Genomic DNA, 18,258 nt, shown 5'->3' with positions numbered 1-18,258 from the left:
GTTTAGTTAAGGTAACAAACTTGATTTTGTTACCTTAAATTTCGCTGTTTTACCTTTAAGTTTCCCTCTTCGCTATGGTATAGTTTACATAGAGCGGTTGTGGCTCACGCAGTTTTTCGCGGGGCGGCGTTGGGCTGGGCTTATCACCTGAAAAAACAATCCGCTCGCCCGCAAACACCCGAAGCCATCCGGCAAACACGTGTTGCGCCAGCGCAAAACACGGCGTTTCCGCTGGGGATGGATCATCTGTCCGCTTATTTGCTTAAAAATTGGGGGTACATGCATGAAACCGACGATATACGATGTGGCAAAAGAAGCGGGAGTATCGACTGCTACCGTATCGAAAGTCATCAATAATACCGGGAAAATTGGCGACAAGACCAAAGAAAAGGTGCTGCGCGTGATGGAGCAGTTGAACTACCAGCCCAAGACGGTGGCTTCCGCGCCGCGCGGGAAGCTCTCCCACTCGATCGGCTTGTTGATTCCGGACTTGGCGAACCCGTTCTTCGCTGAATTTGCCCGAAGCATCGAAGACTGTGGCCGCGAATTAGGCTACAGCATCCTGATTTGCAGCACGGACTTCCAAAAAGCGAATGAACTCAAGCACAGCGCTTTTTTGATCGACAAAAAGGTCGATGGAATCATCATCATTTCCGGCTCGCAGGACGAGTCGTTTATTAAAGAGTTGCTCGACAAGCAAATTCCTACTGTAATTGTGAACAAAGAACTGACGACACCGCTGCCGATCGACAGCGTCTCGGTCGACGATTTTATCGGCGGCTACGAGGCCACGAAGCATTTGCTGGAGCTTGGGCACCGCCGGATCGGTACGATTCAACTGGGGGAGCTGCTGCTGGGGAAAGAACGGCTGCGCGGCTACAAGCACGCGCTCGAGGAATTTGAGGTGAAATACGAGAAAACCTTGACCTTTTTCAGCTCTCCGAATGCCACAATCGAGGAGAGCAAGCAAATTTCGCTGGAGATTCTTTCCGCCCCCCAGCGCCCGACTGCTATTTTCGCCGGAAACGACATTCTGGCGCTCGGCGTCATCCACGCAGCTATGGAGCTGGGGCTGTCTATTCCGGATGACCTGTCCGTCATCGGCTTCGACAACACTGTGCTCAGCGCCATGTCCAACCCGCCATTGACGACCATGGCGCAATCCATTCAAGACATGGGGCGTCTCTCTATTAACCTGCTGCTGGAGGAAATCAAAGGGATGCAGCGCAACAAACAAAAAATCCAGCTTCGGCCGGAGCTGGTTGTCAGGAGGTCGACGAGGGAGTTGGTGCGTTGAAGGCGGGTGGGATAGGTTGGGTTGCGGGGTTGCTCGGCTGAAAAGCTGATGGCTTGTCGGTTGAGGTAGTGATGGGCCAACGGTAGCTGATTGGCCTATCACCTGCACCTTTCAATCTACCACGCTACCGACCTCGGCGCAGAAAAGCAGCTTCCTGAGAATGGCGCGGTGTTTTTTGGTTCAATCCTGTCTTGGGTCGGCGCTGTTGCGACAAAGCTGAAGCTCCCACGTCTCCCCAATTAACTTATGTAAATGGCACTTTAGCAAAATGAAATTGGATAAATCGACACACGAGGGATGACAGATCGCCCCAAAGATCGGAATCGACGATGTGTTTATGCAGCAATGTAATCTCGGTAAAGAGGCCCTCCACTCTATCTGTAGTCTTATTTGTGCTGACATCGCCCGAAAACAGTTCGTGCAACGGATGTTCCGCGAATTTGTTATTGTAAAAAAGAAACGAAACAACTTATCCAAAAACTATTATCCGCATGCAAAAACACCGCTAAACCAAGCGGACAGGCTGTCGAGAAAGTCGACAGCCTGTCCGTAGATTCAAGGTATGTTGCTCTGCCCTATCCGAGCGCATGAGCCTATATGAGCCTATGCTCTATTCACGGTGACATTGAGATCGCCAATTCTAGCAGGTTCTTTTTTCGTGCTCTCCGTATTTATGCCGCTATTTCGCCTATCGCTTTACAAGCACCCAGACGATTTCGCATTCTTCGCTCCCGTCGTTGTATGCCCAGTGGGCCTCACCAGCAGGAATAAGAGACGCATCATTTGCTGACATACGATATTCTCGCTCTTTAGTACCGGCAAGAATCGTTCCTTTTACGACGATTGAATACTCGTCCTGCTCATGACTCCCCAAACCGCTTAAAGGAATACGCGCACCAGGCGGAACGACGACGACACCAAAAGTAGCTTTTCCGTTCTCTACCTGGTTTTCGGTAAACAAGGTTTTCAGGGTTACACCTGGACGATCTTCCGGCTGAATCGCATTGGCATTTACAATGAGCATTGCTGTTCCTCCTGTTCAAAAGACTGACGCTGTGGTGTCACCCCTTCTACACGATACGTTGCCTTGTCCAGCTCTACTCCGTACAAGTCTCTTGCTTGTTCTACGGAAATATAGCCATTTTTGGCATCTAGGACGACCTTCTCTATCGGACGTTCCAGCGGATTGCCATATCCTCCACCTGTTGCGGTAACAAGGCGCACGACATCTCCTTTATTAAGCGGAAAGCGTGCATATTTGCCAAATGGACCAGCCACTTCGCCATTTGCTTTGACGATCTCAAATTCATTGCGGGAGCCGTCATGCCCCCCGTTAAAGCCCCATGGCAAATATTTGTGACGGCCAAAGGTTGCCGTGATCGTCTGACCATCAGACATCGCGCGGTACGAACGGATAGCTCCTGAGCCGCCGCGATATTTACCGGCACCAGCACCATCCGTACGCAGGCTGTACTCCTCGACCATGATGCCATAACGTGTCTCGGCTACTTCGACCGGCACGTTGTACGTTTCCCCATCGCCGATGCAAAACTGTCCGGCCATCCCGTCCAGTCCGTCTCCTGCCCCCCATCCTCCGACTGAAGGTTCAACCACAAGGAACGGTTCGTGCGTATCCGGATGGATGCCGGATAGCACCACCCCGCACACCGAAAGCAGATGCCCCGCATTCAACCGATGGGGAACGACCGGTGCAAGTGCCTTCCAGACGAGATCCGCTCCATACATCATGGTTTCCCAGTAGGTTGATACGGCTGCCGGGCGTTCCGCAGAGAAAATGGAGCGGTCATCTACAAGAATGTGGAGCGGGCGGAAAACGCCATCGTTTACATCCTGACACGGGTTCGTCACCGCAAGGAAAATAACGCGAACGGCGGAAACCAAGGCGGTATAGGAGCAATTGACTGGCCCCAACACCTGCGGATGACTACCGCGGAAATCACAAATAAACTCGTCATCGGTAATGGTGACCTTCACCTGTACCTTGAATGGACCGTTTCCAACTCCGTCATCATCAATAAAATCTATGGCTTCATACGTGCCCTTCGGCAGCTTGGCAATTTCCTTTACTGCCAACTGTTCGCCATGTCTTAACAAATGGTCAATGGCATCCTTCACTACCGCTTTTCCATGCTTATCGCACAATTCGCGAAAGCGCTTCTCCCCTGTTCGCAATGCTGCAACCTGCGCCCACATATCGCCAAGCGAGAGATCAGGGAAACGGACATTTGCTGCAATGATATCAACCAACGGCTGATTCAGCTTGCCTTCTTCAAATAGCTTGACGCAAGGAAATTGCAAACCTTCCTGGAAAATCTCCGTAGAGTCGGTCGTCCAGGAACCCGGGTCTTTTCCGCCTACTTCGGTCCAGTGGGCCTTATTGGCCGAGAAGGCAATCAGCTCGCCCTCGTAAAAGATTGGCAGCAAAAGACCTACATCAGACAAGTGGGAACCTCCTCCACCGTAAGGATCATTAATGATGATGATATCCCCCGGCTTTAGCTCCCCATTGGCGGAAAACTTTTTCAAGGTTTCCTTCACCATAAAGGTCAGCATCCCGATAAATCCGGTTACACCGTTGCCTTGAGTCAGAAGTTGACCTTTTGCATCTGTCAAGCCGCTGGCGAAGTCGAGCACCTCGTAAATAATCGGACTCATCGACGTGCGCGCCAATGTATGAAACATTTCTTCCCCAATGGCGATCAGGGAATCTTTCACAATCTCAAGCGTAAACTGGTCATGTTTCAACGTTGTCTCACTCATCTGACTACACCCCCGTAGTAATGATTAGATTGCCATATTCATCAACAATGAGATGCTGTCCAGGATAAATGACCGTTGAAGAAGAGGTTTCCTCGACAATTGCCGGACCCTTCACCGCGCTTCCGGCATTCAGTAGCTCGCGATCGTAGACTGTCGTGTCAATCCATCCATACTCTTCGAACAGAACCGGACGCACTTCCTTGCGCGCTTCCTCGCTATTGTCCCCTTGTCTTCCCAGACTGGCTATCCGTGGTTTTTGCACTGTGCCGAACGCCGTTAGATGGAGGTTTACAATCTCCGTCGGTGCATGCTCTAGTTTGAACGTGTAATGCTGCTCGTGCAGGTCATGGAAACGATCAATCACTTCCTCAATCGCTTTTGCATCCATCAGTCCATTTGGCACGGGAACCTTGACAGCATGCTCCTGTCCGACGTAACGGATGTCCGCATATCGTACAAACAGTACCTGATCCGCTGCAATTCCTTCGCGCTCGTATTGGTCAATCGCTTCTTTTTCCAGTTGGTTCCATTCACGATTCAGTTCTTCCTGATTCAGTCCGTTCATTCGGCGAATATAAGTCTGGATGTAGTCATGTCGCAAGTCAGTCATCAGCATGCCCCATGCGGAGAAGACCGAAGACGCAATCGGGATGATAACTTTTTTCACACCCAATTCCTTGGCCAATGCCAGCGCATGCATCGGTCCTCCCCCTCCGAATGCAACCAGGGAAAACTCTCGCGGGTCGTAACCCTTGCGGATGGAAATGAGCTTCAACGCATTCAGCATGTTGGAGTTGGCGATGCGGATAATTCCCAGCGCCGCCTCTTCCACGGAGATGCCGAAGTGTTTTGCGATCTTTTCGTGGATCGCTTGCTTGACCGCTTCCATATTTACCTCGTTTTGAAAATTGGCAGGCGATAACCGCCCTGTAACCAAATTGGCATCGGTTGTAGTCGGACTTTCACCGCCACGTCCATAGGCGACCGGCCCTGGCAACGCCCCGGCCGACTGTGGCCCCACCTTTAATGAGCCGGCACCGTCGATCCAGGCAATGGAACCTCCGCCATTCCCGATCTCCACGATGTCGACCACGGGTACTTTAATCGGATATCCAGCATTTCGTTCATCTTTCTCAATCCGGTATTCCGTCGTAACCTTTACTTCCCCCTTGTCGATCAGGGAGCATTTGGCCGTCGTTCCTCCGATATCAAAAGCAATGATGTTTTCTTCCCCAAGAATTTGCCCCAAGATGGCTGAGCCAAAAATCCCGGCTACTGGCCCCGACTCGACCATGTTGATCGGCGTTTCTTTTGACTGCTCAAAAGTAGTCGTGCCAGAGTTGGACTGCATGATATATTTATTGCCATCAAGCCCGATGTCGTGAAGATGGTTACTCAATTTGTCGATGTAGGACTTGGCAATCGGCTTGACATAAGAGTTCAGCACTGCCGTACTGGTCCGCTCGTACTCGCGCCATTCCTTGGTCACCTCATGGGAAGCCGTCACTGCTACCTCCGGCCAAATTTCCCTGATCGCTTCCACCGCCAGCTTTTCATGAATGGGGTTGGCGTAGGCATGCAGAAATGACACCGCAATAGCCTCGACTCCCTCCGCCCGCAGTTGCTCGACAGTGGCCTTCACCTCTTCCACCGCCAATTCGGTCATGACTTCCCCCTTATAGTTGATCCGCTCGCTGACCTCCTTCCTCAGAAAGCGCGCGACAAACGGGGTCGGCTTCTGATAGCGAACATTGAACAAATCGGGACGGTTGCCTCGGGCGATTTCCAGCACATCGCGGAACCCTTTTGTCGTGATTAACCCGGTCTTTACTCCCTTGCGCTCCGTCAATGCGTTGATAATTACCGTCGTTCCGTGGATAAAAGTCGCGATTTCCAAAGGATCAATCCCAGCCTTTTGAATCACTTGGATAACCCCTTGCTCAAAATGGGGCGGTGTTGTATCGCTTTTAGCGGTACCGATTTTACCGTTCTCATCTAGGTACACCAGGTCAGTAAACGTTCCTCCAATATCTGTAGCTACACGCATAGGAACCACCCTTCTAGGAGTAATGGACTGTTACAGCATTAATGCAAAATCTCGCCTTCCGTTTCCTTCAGGAAAAGCGAAGCCACAAATGTAACGACAAGAAAAGCGGAGATAAAGGAAACCGTAGTCAAAAAGCTGCTGTTGATCGCCAGCATAGCTCCGATTACACTTGGCGCAATCGCGTTGGCTACCCGTTGGCCGGTCATCCCTACAGAATAGCTGACACCGCGGACCTCTGTCGGATACAGCTCAGCCATCCATGTATCCCATACTCCCCACGCCCCCAAACTGAAGAACGAAAGGGCAAAATTCCAGATATACATTTCCTGCAAGGTATTTGCGTTGGCAAAGCCAAACCCGCTGACCGCTGCAAAAAAGACGAACAGCGCCATTACCTTTTTGCGTCCATATTTGCCCGTCAAATACGAGGAGACCATGTAACCGGGAAACATGAAGAGGGCAGATATTGCCATAAAGCCCATTCCTTCCGGCGCACTCAATCCTTTTTTCGCCAAAAGTGCCGGCATCCAGGAGGACAGTCCCCAATATCCCCAGGAAAAACTAAAGTTGATGAGGAGCTGCAAAATTGTCGAACGCCGGAATTGCCCTCTAAAAATCTCCAGGAAAGAACCTGTTTTCACATTCTCCACAGCAAGCTCGACGCTGTTAATCTCTCTTTGCATCGTGCCTTTGGAAAGTTTGTCAATAACCTCCTTCGCCTCCGAATGGCGACCTTTTCCGGCCAACCAGTACGGCGACTCAGGCACAAACGCCGCGATTGCCAGGAACCACAAACCCGTAAGCGAGCTGACGCCAATAATCCAGCGCCAGCCAAGCTCCATAAAGAGGTAGGTCGTGCCAATGGCAAGCAAATAGCCCACAGGCCATCCAGAAGCCAGATACACCGCGGCCTTCCCACGCACCTTCATGGGGAGCAGCTCCTCGAAGTAGGGGAACGTTGCCACCAAAACCCCAGAGAGCGCCACACCGGACAAGAAGCGGGTCCACCAAAGCATTTCGTAGGTGAGTGAGAATGCGCTAATAAGCGAAATGATTCCATAAAGCCCAAAACTGAAAATCATTGATTGCTTGCGGCCGATTTTATCAACGAGCTTTCCCCATAGCAGGCATCCCGGGATCATCCCAAGATAAATGGAGCCGATGAGCGATCCGATTTGAGTGCCGTCCAGTTGAAACTCGCCGCCAATTGAAGCGCTTGCCAGAATGACAATCATCATTTCCCACGATTCAATCACAAAGGAGAAAAAAAGCACCAATCCCGCTTGCCAATGCTGACTGGTAACCGGCATGTTTTCAAACAGCGCTCCAACGGGTACTGATCGCTTTTGCAGTACCTCCACTCCGCTTTCTGCTCTCATAATGGCCCCCCTTATCTCTTCTCACAGCCGCTAACTCGTTTTTTAAAACAGCTTCCAGCAGGCCACTTCTTCATCAGGCGGCGATTGGTAGCCATCCAGCTTGCTGTGGCTCCAACCGAATTTTTGGTTGAGCTCTATCAAAAATTCGGCGTATTTAAAAGGTGCAAGGCTTGCATCAATAACCGGAACACCCAGCTCCTCCTGAATTTCCCGATAAAAGCCAAATTCAATAGTGCATCCCAGCACAAGCACATTGGCTCCATCCTTCTCGACAGCCTCTCGCGCTGCCTCACGCATTCGCTGCATGGTCACCTGATGATCTTTCTGAAAATCGTGCACGCCCATATCGAGTGACTTGAAAGAAGCCAATTTGTCGGCAAAGCCATATTTATGGACGTTTTCTCTCATCTCGGGTATCCACTTGCGCCGCCCGACAATGATCGAGATACTCTCTCCCAATGTCGACGCAATATGCAAGCTGGCTTCAGCCGGAGCCGTAACGACCATTTTTTTCGAAATCTCTCGAGCCGCCCTCAAGACAGGATCATAGAAGCAGCCGATAATTGCCGCATCGTAGCCTTCTTCTTCGGCTCTTTTAATCACGCGGAGGATTTCGGGCATCAGCATCACTTCGTAGCAGTTGTACTCCAGATGAGTCGGTCCAGGCCCCAGGGTCAAGGAAACCACATCCACAATCGTCCCCGCCTGCTTGATCCTGTCAAACTCGCTCTTGAAAATGGTGTCGAACAAATCAGTAGTGACCGGATTGATCCACAAAATTCTTTTATCCATGTGAATGCCCCCTCATCGGTTTTGGTTTTTCCCAATCTTGTGTGTCCATCATGCAGCCCACAGCCCCCTCTCCTGCATAGCTTTCAGTCATACTGCTTGTTTCTGTTCACATTATTTCACACAAAAATAATAATCTTAATATTTCAAACAAACAAAAAACAGCCCGTTTCTTTGTCTATCGCAGACAAAACGAGCTGTTTTGCGCTTCTTTTATGGCAATAGCTTCCTGGCCTTCAGCGCCAGATGGAAATTCAATCTTTCCTCAGGCTTTTTAAATGGATCAAACCCGAGAATCTCCTTCGCTTTTTCAATCCGGTATTTGACCGTATTGGGATGTACGAACAACCGCTTTGCGACATCTGTAAAGATTTCCTTTTCATCCAGATACGCTTCCACCGTCTTTACGAGATCCGTTTGATTTTTGGCATCATATTGATAGAGCTGATCGAGAAGCCCCGTTGTAAACCGGTCTAACAACTTGCCGGATATTTCCCCCAGAATCCCGAATACCCCCAGCTCATTCACTGCTGTAATACTGCCTGTCCCAAACATTTTGCAGCCGAGCTCAAGAGCTTGCAGCGCTTCCCTGTAGCTTTGGTCCAAATTCAACGGCGACGGATAAAAACCGCCGATCCCAGCAGATGCGCGGGCTTTGCCGCTTCCCGCTTCGATAGCATCTTTTAAGAGGACCGCAAGATTTTTCGCCTCTTGTTGCGAATGTTGCTTGTCAAATTGCCTGTCAAAATGAATGAAAATGACCAACATGTCCCCCTTTACCACAAAATTGCATTTGGGAGCATGCTGATTGATTGTTGACCGGACCGCCGCGTGGATGCGGCTTTCCAATTTACCCATCTCTTTTTCAAGACCATCGCTGAAGTCAAAACGCATGACCAGCACCATATGTTTTTTCACCAGATTGAGCCCGACCGCTCTCGCTCTCTCGTACAAATCCTCTTCTCTAACATATTTCCCTTCGAACATTTCCGTCAAAAAGTCACTTCGCATTCGCCTTTTCGCTTCGGTAATCGCCCGCTGCTTGGCAATCTCCAGAGCGACCGCAGTAGAAGCGTGCGAGATAGCAATGAAATCAAGCTCTTGTAAGGGAGCCCCCATCTCTAAGGTAAAAATGTACCCCAGAGGATCGCTTATTACTCCTGCAGGCATAACGATCAGCCGTACAGACTGCCCCTCTATCTCAAACAAGCTGGAGTGAAACACCATCTCCATCGCAGAATCGTGTGTCCAGTTTCCAGCTTTATCAAACTGAATCCGCTCCGACATTTCTGTCATAAGCAAACACTTTTTTAAAAACGAATGTTCTGCCGCTTCTTTTGACCCTAAAGCCAAAATTTCGAACATATCGTCGGTAATCATTACCGGCTGCTTGATTAATCCGGTCAACGTCTTGGCAATCGCATTCACATCACCGCCATACAGTATGACACGGGTCATCTCCCGGTTAATCTCTTCCGATTGTTTCAACAACTGTGATTGCCGATTCAGGATCGTCCCCAACACGGCAGAAAAAACCGTAGCATAAGGCATCGCAGGAGGCAACAAAATGACAGGAAGGCCAGAAATATTCGCTGCCTCCACGATCGCCTTCTGCATGATCTTGTCAGCAATCATCGGATGAATCCCCAAAGCTGCTGCCCCGTTTTCAGCAAGCTTTTTAATCGTATTCACTTGTGCCTCCAGATCATCTTTCAAGCTGTGAAAGGTGGTCAGCACAAGCTCGCCTCCCAAAACCAAATGCTCCACTTCGGTTATGGGCATTTCCAAAACATTTACCTGATTGATGATCCTGTCCAAACCATCGAAACCGGCGATAACACGTAAACTTTGCAGCGCGTCCAACCGCAGCATCTCCTGCACCGTGATCCCCATTTTCGATCCTCCTCTCGGCCTAACCTTCCTAGAAGTAGATAATGTTCAGTGAAAATAAAGTATTAGACTACAATTGCTGATTTGACGCGGTTTTTGAGGTGGAAAATCGTCAGCTTTTGAAAAATAAGTTTTAGACTCATTCAGGTCAGGGTTTATTAAAACGATTCCTCGAAAAAATAAAGTATTAGACTAAGAAACTACTATGAAGGTCGTTTTTGATCATTCACCTTCAAGTATAGATTTCCATGAAGAGAACGAGTTAGTATTATTCGCAGTTTCAATCCGCTTTAGTAATTGTTTAAAAGTTGTACTCACTCTTTGACGTTCAACACTATTTGCCCCACCTAAATAATTATCTACATGAACGGATTGACCAGTACTATCAGTTATTGGTCTCAACACTGCTTTTTCTGCATGTCGGCAGAAATGCTCCACCATTCCTTTGTACGTCTTAGGTACAGATGTAGCATTCTTAAAAGCATCAATTGCAAGAGACTCAATGTGATACCCTGAAAGTTGCTTATGAGGCGGAAAACTAGCATTTATCTTTTTCATGAGCTTAATCAGTGGAACCACTTTATTAGCGTTCGCTTGATTAACAGAGGTCAACTTCTCTGCAAATTTCTTTGGTTTAATGACATTGCTCCAACTATTTTCGCCAGGACGAGCTATGCGATATCCGGATTCTGTTTTTACACTGGGTAACAACTGAACTTCATGTCCTGAAGCAAATTTTACTGTAACTGCCAACTTTCCAATCTTAACTTCTGTGTTCGGAAGACGACGTTTAATCTGTTCACTAAAAAATTTCAACACATCATTCGGTTTTGCGCCAGCCAATTCACTATTATTGATTTGAACCAGCATATCAACGTCACTTAAGCCATCAGCATATGTGTTTTTCATGATGGAACCACCAAATTTAAGATCCACATAACCTTCTATGTCCTTTTCCAAAGCATTTCTCAATGTTTCTAAGTGTCGGTTTATTCCTTCCACATCACGATCGTTTATGTCTTTCAATAACTCTTTGATATACTTATTTAGTTCAGTTTCAAATTTTTCACCTTCTTCTTTTGCTGCTCTTTCTTTCTCCAGTTCGGCAAGTGTTTTTCTCGGAACACTGTAGCCACCACCACTACCGCTCATTCTTTTTCCCCCTCTACTCATTACTTTTGTGTTCCCCGATCTGTTCTAGAAGTCCGGTGATTTAAGTCAGTTGTATCCGTCTCTTCGGCATGAAAAAAGAGGAAAACAACCCAACCAACGCCGAAATGAGCAGGTCCGACACCGCCTCCATCATCACGGATTTCGGTTTTGGACATGCCGAAATACCGGTTTGGGGTCGTTTCTTCTTAAACCGGCATAGTTTTTTCAGATTTTGAACGATTGCCGTGAGCAGTGCCTGCTCCTGCATGCAATCCAGGCCGCGGCTCCGCGCGCGACCCAGGCCATGCGCGACTTTGCTTTCGGCAAACACATGCTCGCACCGCGTCCGTAACTTTTGCAGATGACGGTAAGAACCCTTGAGCTGAATTTGTTTGGCTTTGTTGCGGATTTGGATTTCTCGGATTTTGGCCAGACGCTTGCGTTGTTTCTTCGGATCGTTCGTTTGGCGTTTCCAAGTCGGTACATCTTCCAGTGCCAGGTTGCGAAGCGAAACCAGAGGAATAATCCCTTGCTCGAACAGCGCTTGCAGATAATCTGTCGTACCGTAGGCTTTATCGGCAGAAAGCGTGCGAATCCGGATTTGCGGATGGGCAAAACGGATCGCGGCCAGCTGTTGCAAGCTCGTCTCGCGTTCAGCCGTTCCGGACGCGATGCTCGCTTGCGTAGACAGAATGACGCCGGATTTGACATCCGTCACATGATGCACCAAATACCGCAAATGCGCTTCCTGACCGTTGCTCTTTTTGTACAAGCGAGCATCCGGGTCCGTCACGCTGCGGTAGGTCTTGTTCGAGAACCTTTTGCCATGAAAATCTTCATGTGTCGCTTCGTCTTCCAGACGCCGTTCTGTTCGCGTGGGCGGTGCGGGCGGCCGTCTGTCATCATCGGAATCAGCGGCGTCACCTTCGGGTTGCTCGTCTTGCCGGGCCATGCGAGCCAGGTAGTCTTCAATCGACTCCACAGGTGCCAGAGTGATTTCTTTCAAGCTGTGGATAGAAGCGTTGGCGCGTACTTGGGAACCGTCGACTCCCGCATCTACATCGGGTTGGACCAGTCCGGCGGCGATGCACTGATCGACGACATGTTTCATGAGCGTGTCGAAAATACCGTGTTTTCGCCACAATTTCCGGGTCTTCACCAAGGTCGTCCGATCCGGCAGGGACGGCCTGGATGGATCCGGGCGCAAGACGGATTCGAAATCCAGTCCGCAAAACCACAAGTAGCCCCCATGCATGGGCAACAGTTGATACAATTCCCGTTCGGAATGGTTGAACAAATACGAAAGCAGCATGAGTCGAACCATCCGCTCCGGGTCAGCCGCCGGGCGTCCGGTACGTTCCGTATACAGCGGCGCCACCCAATCATGGACGATGGAAAAATCAAGCGCTTCGTTCAGTTGGCGCAAGATGTGCTTTTTCGGTACGAGTTCATCCATATCCACAAATTGGAACATCTGAGGCTGGATAGCCGATGACTTATAGGCTTTCATGTTCAATCACTCTTTCGATCATCGTGTTACGATATAAATTCGACAAACCCGTGATAAAGGCCTGCTTACGCGGACTTTTTCACCGGACTTCTAGAATAACCATCAATTGCTTAAGATCATGTTCTGATACTCCAATATCGTCCCAATCCGATGAACGCAAGAACTTTTCCAACCGATATTTTAATTTGGATAACTCACATAGGTTCTCTGAAAACCCCAAAACCTTAACTTCATTTTCATGTTTGTTCCAGTAGCCGTTACTAATTGAATAATGGTTCATATAAACAGGTATTCCGTTCTTAAATGAGAATCGGAGCCAAGACAGTCCATCAAATATGTCTGCACCACAAAGAAAAAATAAAGCAACCGATAACGGATCCAAACATCCGAAAATATGTATCGGTTTATCCAATCCAGCATCGGTTAGTGCTTTTCTGATCCTGTAGATATTGTTAACCCTTTCAAGTATTGAGTGGCCCAACTCCTTTTCAGTAAACCCTAATATGTCAAAAGGAGCTAGAAGATTTACATTTTGAACAACGTCATTGACGTTAATTAGTGATTCTTCATTTGATGTTGGTTTGCATAAAAAGTCCGACGCGAAGTCTGGAAACTTCTCAAAATTTACTCTTGCGCGATTTAATTGAACTTCCATTGGGAGCGGTTCTTGATAATCATAATTAATAAGCACAATATCTGTTATGGTTTTTAGTTTACTTGCCTGTTCTTCGTACAGGCTAACATTCCATTCGTTTGGAAAATACAAAGTACCATAAATATCTGAGACATCATGTTCACGGTTTCTCTCGTAGCCACCGCTATCAACAAAAAGAATATCGGACTCATAAATTTGATCAATTTCTAAATTTCCATAGTACAAGTCATAAGTGCTGACCAGGGATGCTTCTGTGAGTTTATGTTTCAGATAATTATGCAAATCTTTCACATGGGGAAAACCTTTGCTAGAGAACGAAGGAATAAGAATTGGGGTTCTTTTTCCAATCTTTTCAATATATCTAATCTTTCCTTGGTGATTTTTCATCTAACATCCTCCTATCAATGCAAGATAGACAGCTTCCACATGGCTCTTGTTGTCCCATTTCACAGCTATATGTTAGGTGAATGGGCACACTTTCACGCAGAGCGTATTCATACACTTGTTCTTTTGAGAATTCAAGGAATGGTGCTGTGATTCTAAATACGCCACCGAAATAGCCATCAAGTATCGTCTGAGTATCTCTAATAAACGCTGGTGTTGAATCATAGTATGGTGTACCAGAATGAACACCTATTGAGATATAAGATGCGGAATTTCCAAGAAAACTGCATGCAGCTAAAACAAAAAGAGCGTTACGACAATAAAATTCACCTTCTTGGTCACGAATCGTAAACCCTAAGTTTACTCGTTTAATTTGAATGTCGTAGTGTTTACTAATTGCTATAGCTGACTGATATTCTCGCTCGCAACTTAGTTGGCCGTAATCAAAAAAAATTGCTTCTATTTTTTCTCCTTTTGAGAGGTAATAATGAACTAAGGAAGTAGAGTCAATTCCGCCGCTCAATAAAATCAACACTTTATTGGTTTGGCTCTTCTCGACCATTATCTTCACTCCTACTTTCCAGCGCACTAAATTGTTTAATTTTCATTCTCAATCTATAAAACCATATGCTCATGTGCGGTGTTACTTCAAGTTGTTTGCTAATCCCAATTTTGATTCTAAGACGTTGTTTTTCCTTCAAGAATATACGATCTGGAATGATTGGAGCATTTTCATGAATGCTATTATATTCACTTGTTAATTTATCAATATCATCGCCTGTTATAACTTCGTAATCTTCAATTATGCTGGCTTTACGAATAAATAAAGTCAGTTGTTTTCCAATCGATTCGTGAGAAACTGCCTTTTCCCCGAACCGGAAGTATTCTTCTAGGATTGTTAAAATAAATACAAGTCCTGCAAAAACACCAATCGTAAGTTTATATTCACTATCTGAAAGATCCGGAAACCATGGAAGGAATGTTTTATACTCAGAGAAGGTTAATATCGCTGTTGCTGAAGAACCTATTAATGCTAAAGCATGTAATGTTTTATTTAACCGATTAGCTTTCCTACACATGCTAAAATGCATTTGTCTGTTTTGTTCAGCTTTTCTTTTAAGTTCCTTTACTAGATCAATTGGGTTATTAATCACATTTCTCCTCCAACAAATCAAAATACATAGGACGTGGCAATAATAAATCTGCCACGCCCTGATGTCATTTAATATTTAAATTCTTCCGTCTCCGCCTGCGCCATTAATTCCGCCTGCTGAAGCACCAAATCAATTGCCATTTTCTCCAGATCCGGCGGGTAACCGTATTTCTTCAACAGCCGCTTAACCGTAATCCGCATCTGAGCCCGTACATTCTCACGAAGTGTCCAGTCGACCTTGATGTTGCTCTTGATCGCTTGGGTCAGCTCATGTGCAATCTGCTTCAACATGAGATCGCCCATCAGTTCCTTGGCCGATTCATTCGAAGCGAGCGCATCATAGAAAGCCAGCTCTTCCTTGATCAGACCGAGATCTTCGCCGCGCTTAACGGCAGCGTTCATTTCTTTAGCCATCTGGATCAGTTCTTCAATAACCTGTGTCGTTTCGATGGTACGATTGTTGTATTTCCGAATGGCTTCCTCCAGCATCTTGGAAAATTTCTTCGACTGCACAATACTGGTCCGGGAAACGGCCTTCACTTTACCCTGAAGCAACCTGCGAAGAAGTTCCACAGCCAGATTCTTCTGCTTCAACCCGCGCACATGTTCCAGGAACTCATCCGAAAGTATCGCGATGTTCGGTTTCTGCAAACCAACAGCTTCCAGAATATCGACAACTTCATCGGATACGACCGATTTCGAAATGAGCTGATTCAACTCAGCGTCGAGTTCTTTCGTCGTTTTCTTCCTGTTCTCATCAGTTATCAACTTAATAATACCGGATTTTACCGCTTTGAAGAAACTAATTTCGACATTAACTTCCTCAGCGGCGGGAGTCGTCGCGCAAAGCGAGAAGGCTCTCGCTAATTCCGTCGTCCAATTTAGGAAGTTCCGTTTGCTATCTTCACCTAATCCAAGTACGTAATCGACCGTCTCAACAATGGTCTTCATCCGTTCGGATGCTTTCTCGGAAGCAAATTTGCTATAGTCATACCTATGGAGCAATTCGCGGATGAGCTGCAGCCTTTCCAGCATAAAATCAACGGCTTGGTCTGTATCGATACCAGCGGTTTTGCGGTCATTTTCCGTATATTGTTGTAGCGCCGATTTCAGTAAATCCGCAATTCCGATATAGTCGACGATCAAACCACCCGGCTTGTCACGGAATACCCGATTCACGCGGGCGATCGCCTGCATCAGATTATGACCTTTCATCGGCTTGTCAATGTACATGGTATTCATGCTCGGCACGTCAAAACCGGTCAGCCACATATCACGGACAATGACGATCTGAAGCGGATCGTTCACATCTTTCATCCGCTTCGCGAGATGTTCACGTCGCCGCTTGTTGCCGATAAACGGTTGCCATTCCTCCGGATCGCTGGAACTTCCGGTCATGACGATCTTGATCTTGCCTTCATTGTCGTCGTCGCTATGCCAATCCGGTCGGAGCGCCACAATCGCTTTGTACATATCGATGGCAATCCGCCGCGACATCACAACAATCATCGCTTTGCCGAAGCCGGCTTTCTGCCGTTGCTCGAAATGTTCGACGACATCTTGCGCGACTTTCTTGACCCGCTTCTCCGTACCGGCCAACGCTTCTAGCCGAGCCCAACGCGACTTCAAACGCTCCCGCTGCGTATATTCCTGATATTCCGTAATTTCCTCATACTCGCTGTCGATGACTGGGCGCTCCGCCTCCGATAACTCCAGGCGGGCAATGCGGCTTTCATAATAAATTCTGACCGTCGTTCCATCTTCTACAGCCCGGGTCATATCGTAAATATCGATGTAGTCACCGAAAACGGCGGGCGTATTTTTGTCTGTCAATTCGACCGGCGTTCCGGTAAAGCCAATATAAGAAGCGTTCGGCAACGCATCGCGCATATATTTGGCATAGCCATACTTAATGGCCGCTTCGTCGTCCCCGGCGACCATATCCGCCTGAAACCCGTACTGGCTGCGATGCGCCTCGTCCGCAATCACAATCACATTGCGGCGTTCCGTAAGTACAGGATATTTGTCTTCATTTTCATCGGGGGTGAACTTGTGAACCGTTGTGAAAATGATCCCGCCCGACTCCACCGACAAAAGTTGTCGCAAATGAGTCCGATTTTCCGCTTGCTGAGGCGTTTGCCTGAGCAAGTCCTTCGACTTGCTGAACGTGCTGAACAACTGATCGTCCAGATCGTTCCGGTCCGTCACCACGACGATCGTCGGGTTGTTCAGCGTCAGAACAAGTTTTCCCGCGTAGAAAACCATGGACAAGCTTTTACCGGAGCCTTGCGTATGCCAGATGACGCCGATTTTGCGGTCCCCATCATCCATCGTCGCTCTTTCCGTACTTGCAATCGCCTTGTTGGTGGCGTGGTATTGGTGGTATCCCGCCAATATTTTGAACAGATGCTCCCCATCGGTCTGAAACAGCACGAAATGCTTGATAATATCAAGCAGTCGGCTTTTCTCGAACATTCCTTTTACAAGCACTTCAAGCTGGGGCAGGGAGGAGGGCGCCACGTCATCGCCGTCGATCGTGCGCCACATCATAAAGCGGTCTTCATTGGCGGTCAGCGTGCCAACCCGCGCATTCACACCGTCACTGATGACCAGGAACGAGTTGTAGGTGAACAGGGACGGTATCGCGCCTTTGTACGTCTGCACTTGATTATAGGCATCGCTGATCCCGACTTCTTCGTTGGAGGCGCTTTTCAATTCAAATACGGCGATCGGCAATCCATTTACGAACACGACGATATCCGGGCGCTTCTCTCCCTGATTTTCAACGATGGTAAACTGGTTGACGACCAGAAAGTCGTTGTTGTCGATCCCGTCCGGATCGGTGTCGAACAGCCATATTTTCTCTGTCGGATATTCGCCATTGGCGGCTTGATACTGCACGTCGATTCCGTCAGTGATCATCTTCTGGAACGCCCGGTTGTTGATCAGCAAACTGGGACTGCGCGGCACTTCAACGATCCGGATCGCTTCCTCAATCGCTTCGCGCGGCACATGTTTGTTGATGCGAATGAGAGCCTCGCGCAGCCGATCTTTCAGGATGACGTCATGGTAAAACTGTCGTTCGGGATACTCGCCTTCCGGAGAAATATCCGGGCCGTATGCTTTCTCGTAGTTCAGTTCTTCGAACCACTCCAGTGCGGCCTGCTCCAGGTCGCTTTCGGTATAGGACGTCGTATAGTAGGCCATGTTGCACCTCCTTT

At 48.0% G+C, this 18,258-nt stretch carries 13 protein-coding genes; 1 reads left to right on the top strand and 12 read right to left on the bottom strand.

The window, feature by feature from the left end; all coding sequences use genetic code 11:
- Window positions 1-283 precede the first annotated feature (283 nt).
- On the top strand, window positions 284-1,297 hold the full coding sequence (locus RGB73_RS03870) for a LacI family DNA-binding transcriptional regulator (protein WP_007785944.1): 1,014 nt from the start codon (window positions 284-286) through the stop codon (window positions 1,295-1,297).
- A gap of 688 nt (window positions 1,298-1,985) precedes the next feature.
- Here the strand turns inward: RGB73_RS03870 and RGB73_RS03865 are convergent.
- The 12 genes from RGB73_RS03865 to RGB73_RS03810 all read right to left on the bottom strand — a co-directional run bounded on the left by RGB73_RS03865 (window position 1,986) and on the right by RGB73_RS03810 (window position 18,244).
- Complete coding sequence (locus RGB73_RS03865; protein ID WP_007786494.1) at window positions 1,986-2,321, bottom strand: cupin domain-containing protein; 336 nt, start codon at window positions 2,319-2,321, stop codon at window positions 1,986-1,988.
- A complete protein-coding gene (locus RGB73_RS03860) occupies window positions 2,309-4,078 on the bottom strand; it encodes a hydantoinase B/oxoprolinase family protein (protein ID WP_310769312.1) in 1,770 nt (589 codons plus the stop codon). Before RGB73_RS03860 ends, RGB73_RS03865 begins: the two co-directional genes overlap by 13 nt.
- Before the next feature lie 4 nt (window positions 4,079-4,082).
- The gene (locus RGB73_RS03855) at window positions 4,083-6,125 is read right to left on the bottom strand and encodes a hydantoinase/oxoprolinase family protein (protein WP_197187489.1); all 2,043 of its coding nucleotides are present in this window, start codon (window positions 6,123-6,125) and stop codon (window positions 4,083-4,085) included.
- Between the two features lie 38 nt (window positions 6,126-6,163).
- The gene (locus RGB73_RS03850) at window positions 6,164-7,504 is read right to left on the bottom strand and encodes an MFS transporter (protein ID WP_310769307.1); all 1,341 of its coding nucleotides are present in this window, start codon (window positions 7,502-7,504) and stop codon (window positions 6,164-6,166) included.
- Between the two features lie 42 nt (window positions 7,505-7,546).
- A complete protein-coding gene (locus RGB73_RS03845; RefSeq protein WP_025844071.1) occupies window positions 7,547-8,296 on the bottom strand; it encodes an aspartate/glutamate racemase family protein in 750 nt (249 codons plus the stop codon).
- A gap of 210 nt (window positions 8,297-8,506) precedes the next feature.
- A complete protein-coding gene (locus tag RGB73_RS03840) occupies window positions 8,507-10,186 on the bottom strand; it encodes a PucR family transcriptional regulator (protein ID WP_310769304.1) in 1,680 nt (559 codons plus the stop codon).
- Window positions 10,187-10,405: 219 nt separating this feature from the next.
- A complete protein-coding gene (locus RGB73_RS03835; RefSeq protein ID WP_310769302.1) occupies window positions 10,406-11,335 on the bottom strand; it encodes a CBASS oligonucleotide cyclase in 930 nt (309 codons plus the stop codon).
- Between the two features lie 61 nt (window positions 11,336-11,396).
- A complete protein-coding gene (locus RGB73_RS03830; RefSeq protein WP_310764996.1) occupies window positions 11,397-12,845 on the bottom strand; it encodes a transposase in 1,449 nt (482 codons plus the stop codon).
- Between the two features lie 79 nt (window positions 12,846-12,924).
- Window positions 12,925-13,887, bottom strand: coding sequence for a hypothetical protein (locus RGB73_RS03825; protein ID WP_310769299.1), 963 nt, complete (start codon window positions 13,885-13,887; stop codon window positions 12,925-12,927).
- Entirely contained in the window at window positions 13,862-14,446 is a 585-nt protein-coding gene (locus RGB73_RS03820) for a 7-cyano-7-deazaguanine synthase (protein ID WP_310769297.1), read from the bottom strand. The genes RGB73_RS03825 and RGB73_RS03820 overlap by 26 nt, the downstream gene beginning before the upstream one ends.
- On the bottom strand, window positions 14,421-15,038 hold the full coding sequence (locus RGB73_RS03815) for an SLATT domain-containing protein (RefSeq protein ID WP_310769295.1): 618 nt from the start codon (window positions 15,036-15,038) through the stop codon (window positions 14,421-14,423). The genes RGB73_RS03820 and RGB73_RS03815 overlap by 26 nt, the downstream gene beginning before the upstream one ends.
- 68 nt (window positions 15,039-15,106) lie before the next feature.
- Window positions 15,107-18,244 carry a type I restriction endonuclease subunit R gene (locus RGB73_RS03810; protein ID WP_310769293.1) on the bottom strand — a complete coding sequence of 1,046 codons (3,138 nt, stop codon included), beginning with the start codon at window positions 18,242-18,244 and terminating at the stop codon, window positions 15,107-15,109.
- Window positions 18,245-18,258: the final 14 nt, after the last annotated feature.

Origin of the sequence: Brevibacillus brevis, from assembly GCF_031583145.1 — a bacterium.
Lineage (GTDB): Bacteria > Bacillota > Bacilli > Brevibacillales > Brevibacillaceae > Brevibacillus > Brevibacillus brevis_E.
Note: the sequence above shows the minus strand (reverse complement) of the source record. Positions and strands in the feature narration are given on the sequence as shown.

What these genes read in the sequence shown, in the direction of transcription:
- RGB73_RS03830 (WP_310764996.1), bottom strand. Translation starts at nt 12,845, where the DNA reads ATGAAAGCCTATAAGTCATCGGCTATCCAGCCTCAGATGTTCCAATTT.
- RGB73_RS03820 (WP_310769297.1), bottom strand. Translation starts at nt 14,446, where the DNA reads ATGGTCGAGAAGAGCCAAACCAATAAAGTGTTGATTTTATTGAGCGGC.
- RGB73_RS03810 (WP_310769293.1), bottom strand. Translation starts at nt 18,244, where the DNA reads ATGGCCTACTATACGACGTCCTATACCGAAAGCGACCTGGAGCAGGCC.
- RGB73_RS03840 (WP_310769304.1), bottom strand. Translation starts at nt 10,186, where the DNA reads ATGGGGATCACGGTGCAGGAGATGCTGCGGTTGGACGCGCTGCAAAGT.
- RGB73_RS03850 (WP_310769307.1), bottom strand. Translation starts at nt 7,504, where the DNA reads ATGAGAGCAGAAAGCGGAGTGGAGGTACTGCAAAAGCGATCAGTACCC.
- RGB73_RS03835 (WP_310769302.1), bottom strand. Translation starts at nt 11,335, where the DNA reads ATGAGCGGTAGTGGTGGTGGCTACAGTGTTCCGAGAAAAACACTTGCC.
- RGB73_RS03865 (WP_007786494.1), bottom strand. Translation starts at nt 2,321, where the DNA reads ATGCTCATTGTAAATGCCAATGCGATTCAGCCGGAAGATCGTCCAGGT.
- RGB73_RS03855 (WP_197187489.1), bottom strand. Translation starts at nt 6,125, where the DNA reads ATGCGTGTAGCTACAGATATTGGAGGAACGTTTACTGACCTGGTGTAC.
- RGB73_RS03845 (WP_025844071.1), bottom strand. Translation starts at nt 8,296, where the DNA reads ATGGATAAAAGAATTTTGTGGATCAATCCGGTCACTACTGATTTGTTC.
- RGB73_RS03825 (WP_310769299.1), bottom strand. Translation starts at nt 13,887, where the DNA reads ATGAAAAATCACCAAGGAAAGATTAGATATATTGAAAAGATTGGAAAA.
- RGB73_RS03870 (WP_007785944.1), top strand. Translation starts at nt 284, where the DNA reads ATGAAACCGACGATATACGATGTGGCAAAAGAAGCGGGAGTATCGACT.
- RGB73_RS03860 (WP_310769312.1), bottom strand. Translation starts at nt 4,078, where the DNA reads ATGAGTGAGACAACGTTGAAACATGACCAGTTTACGCTTGAGATTGTG.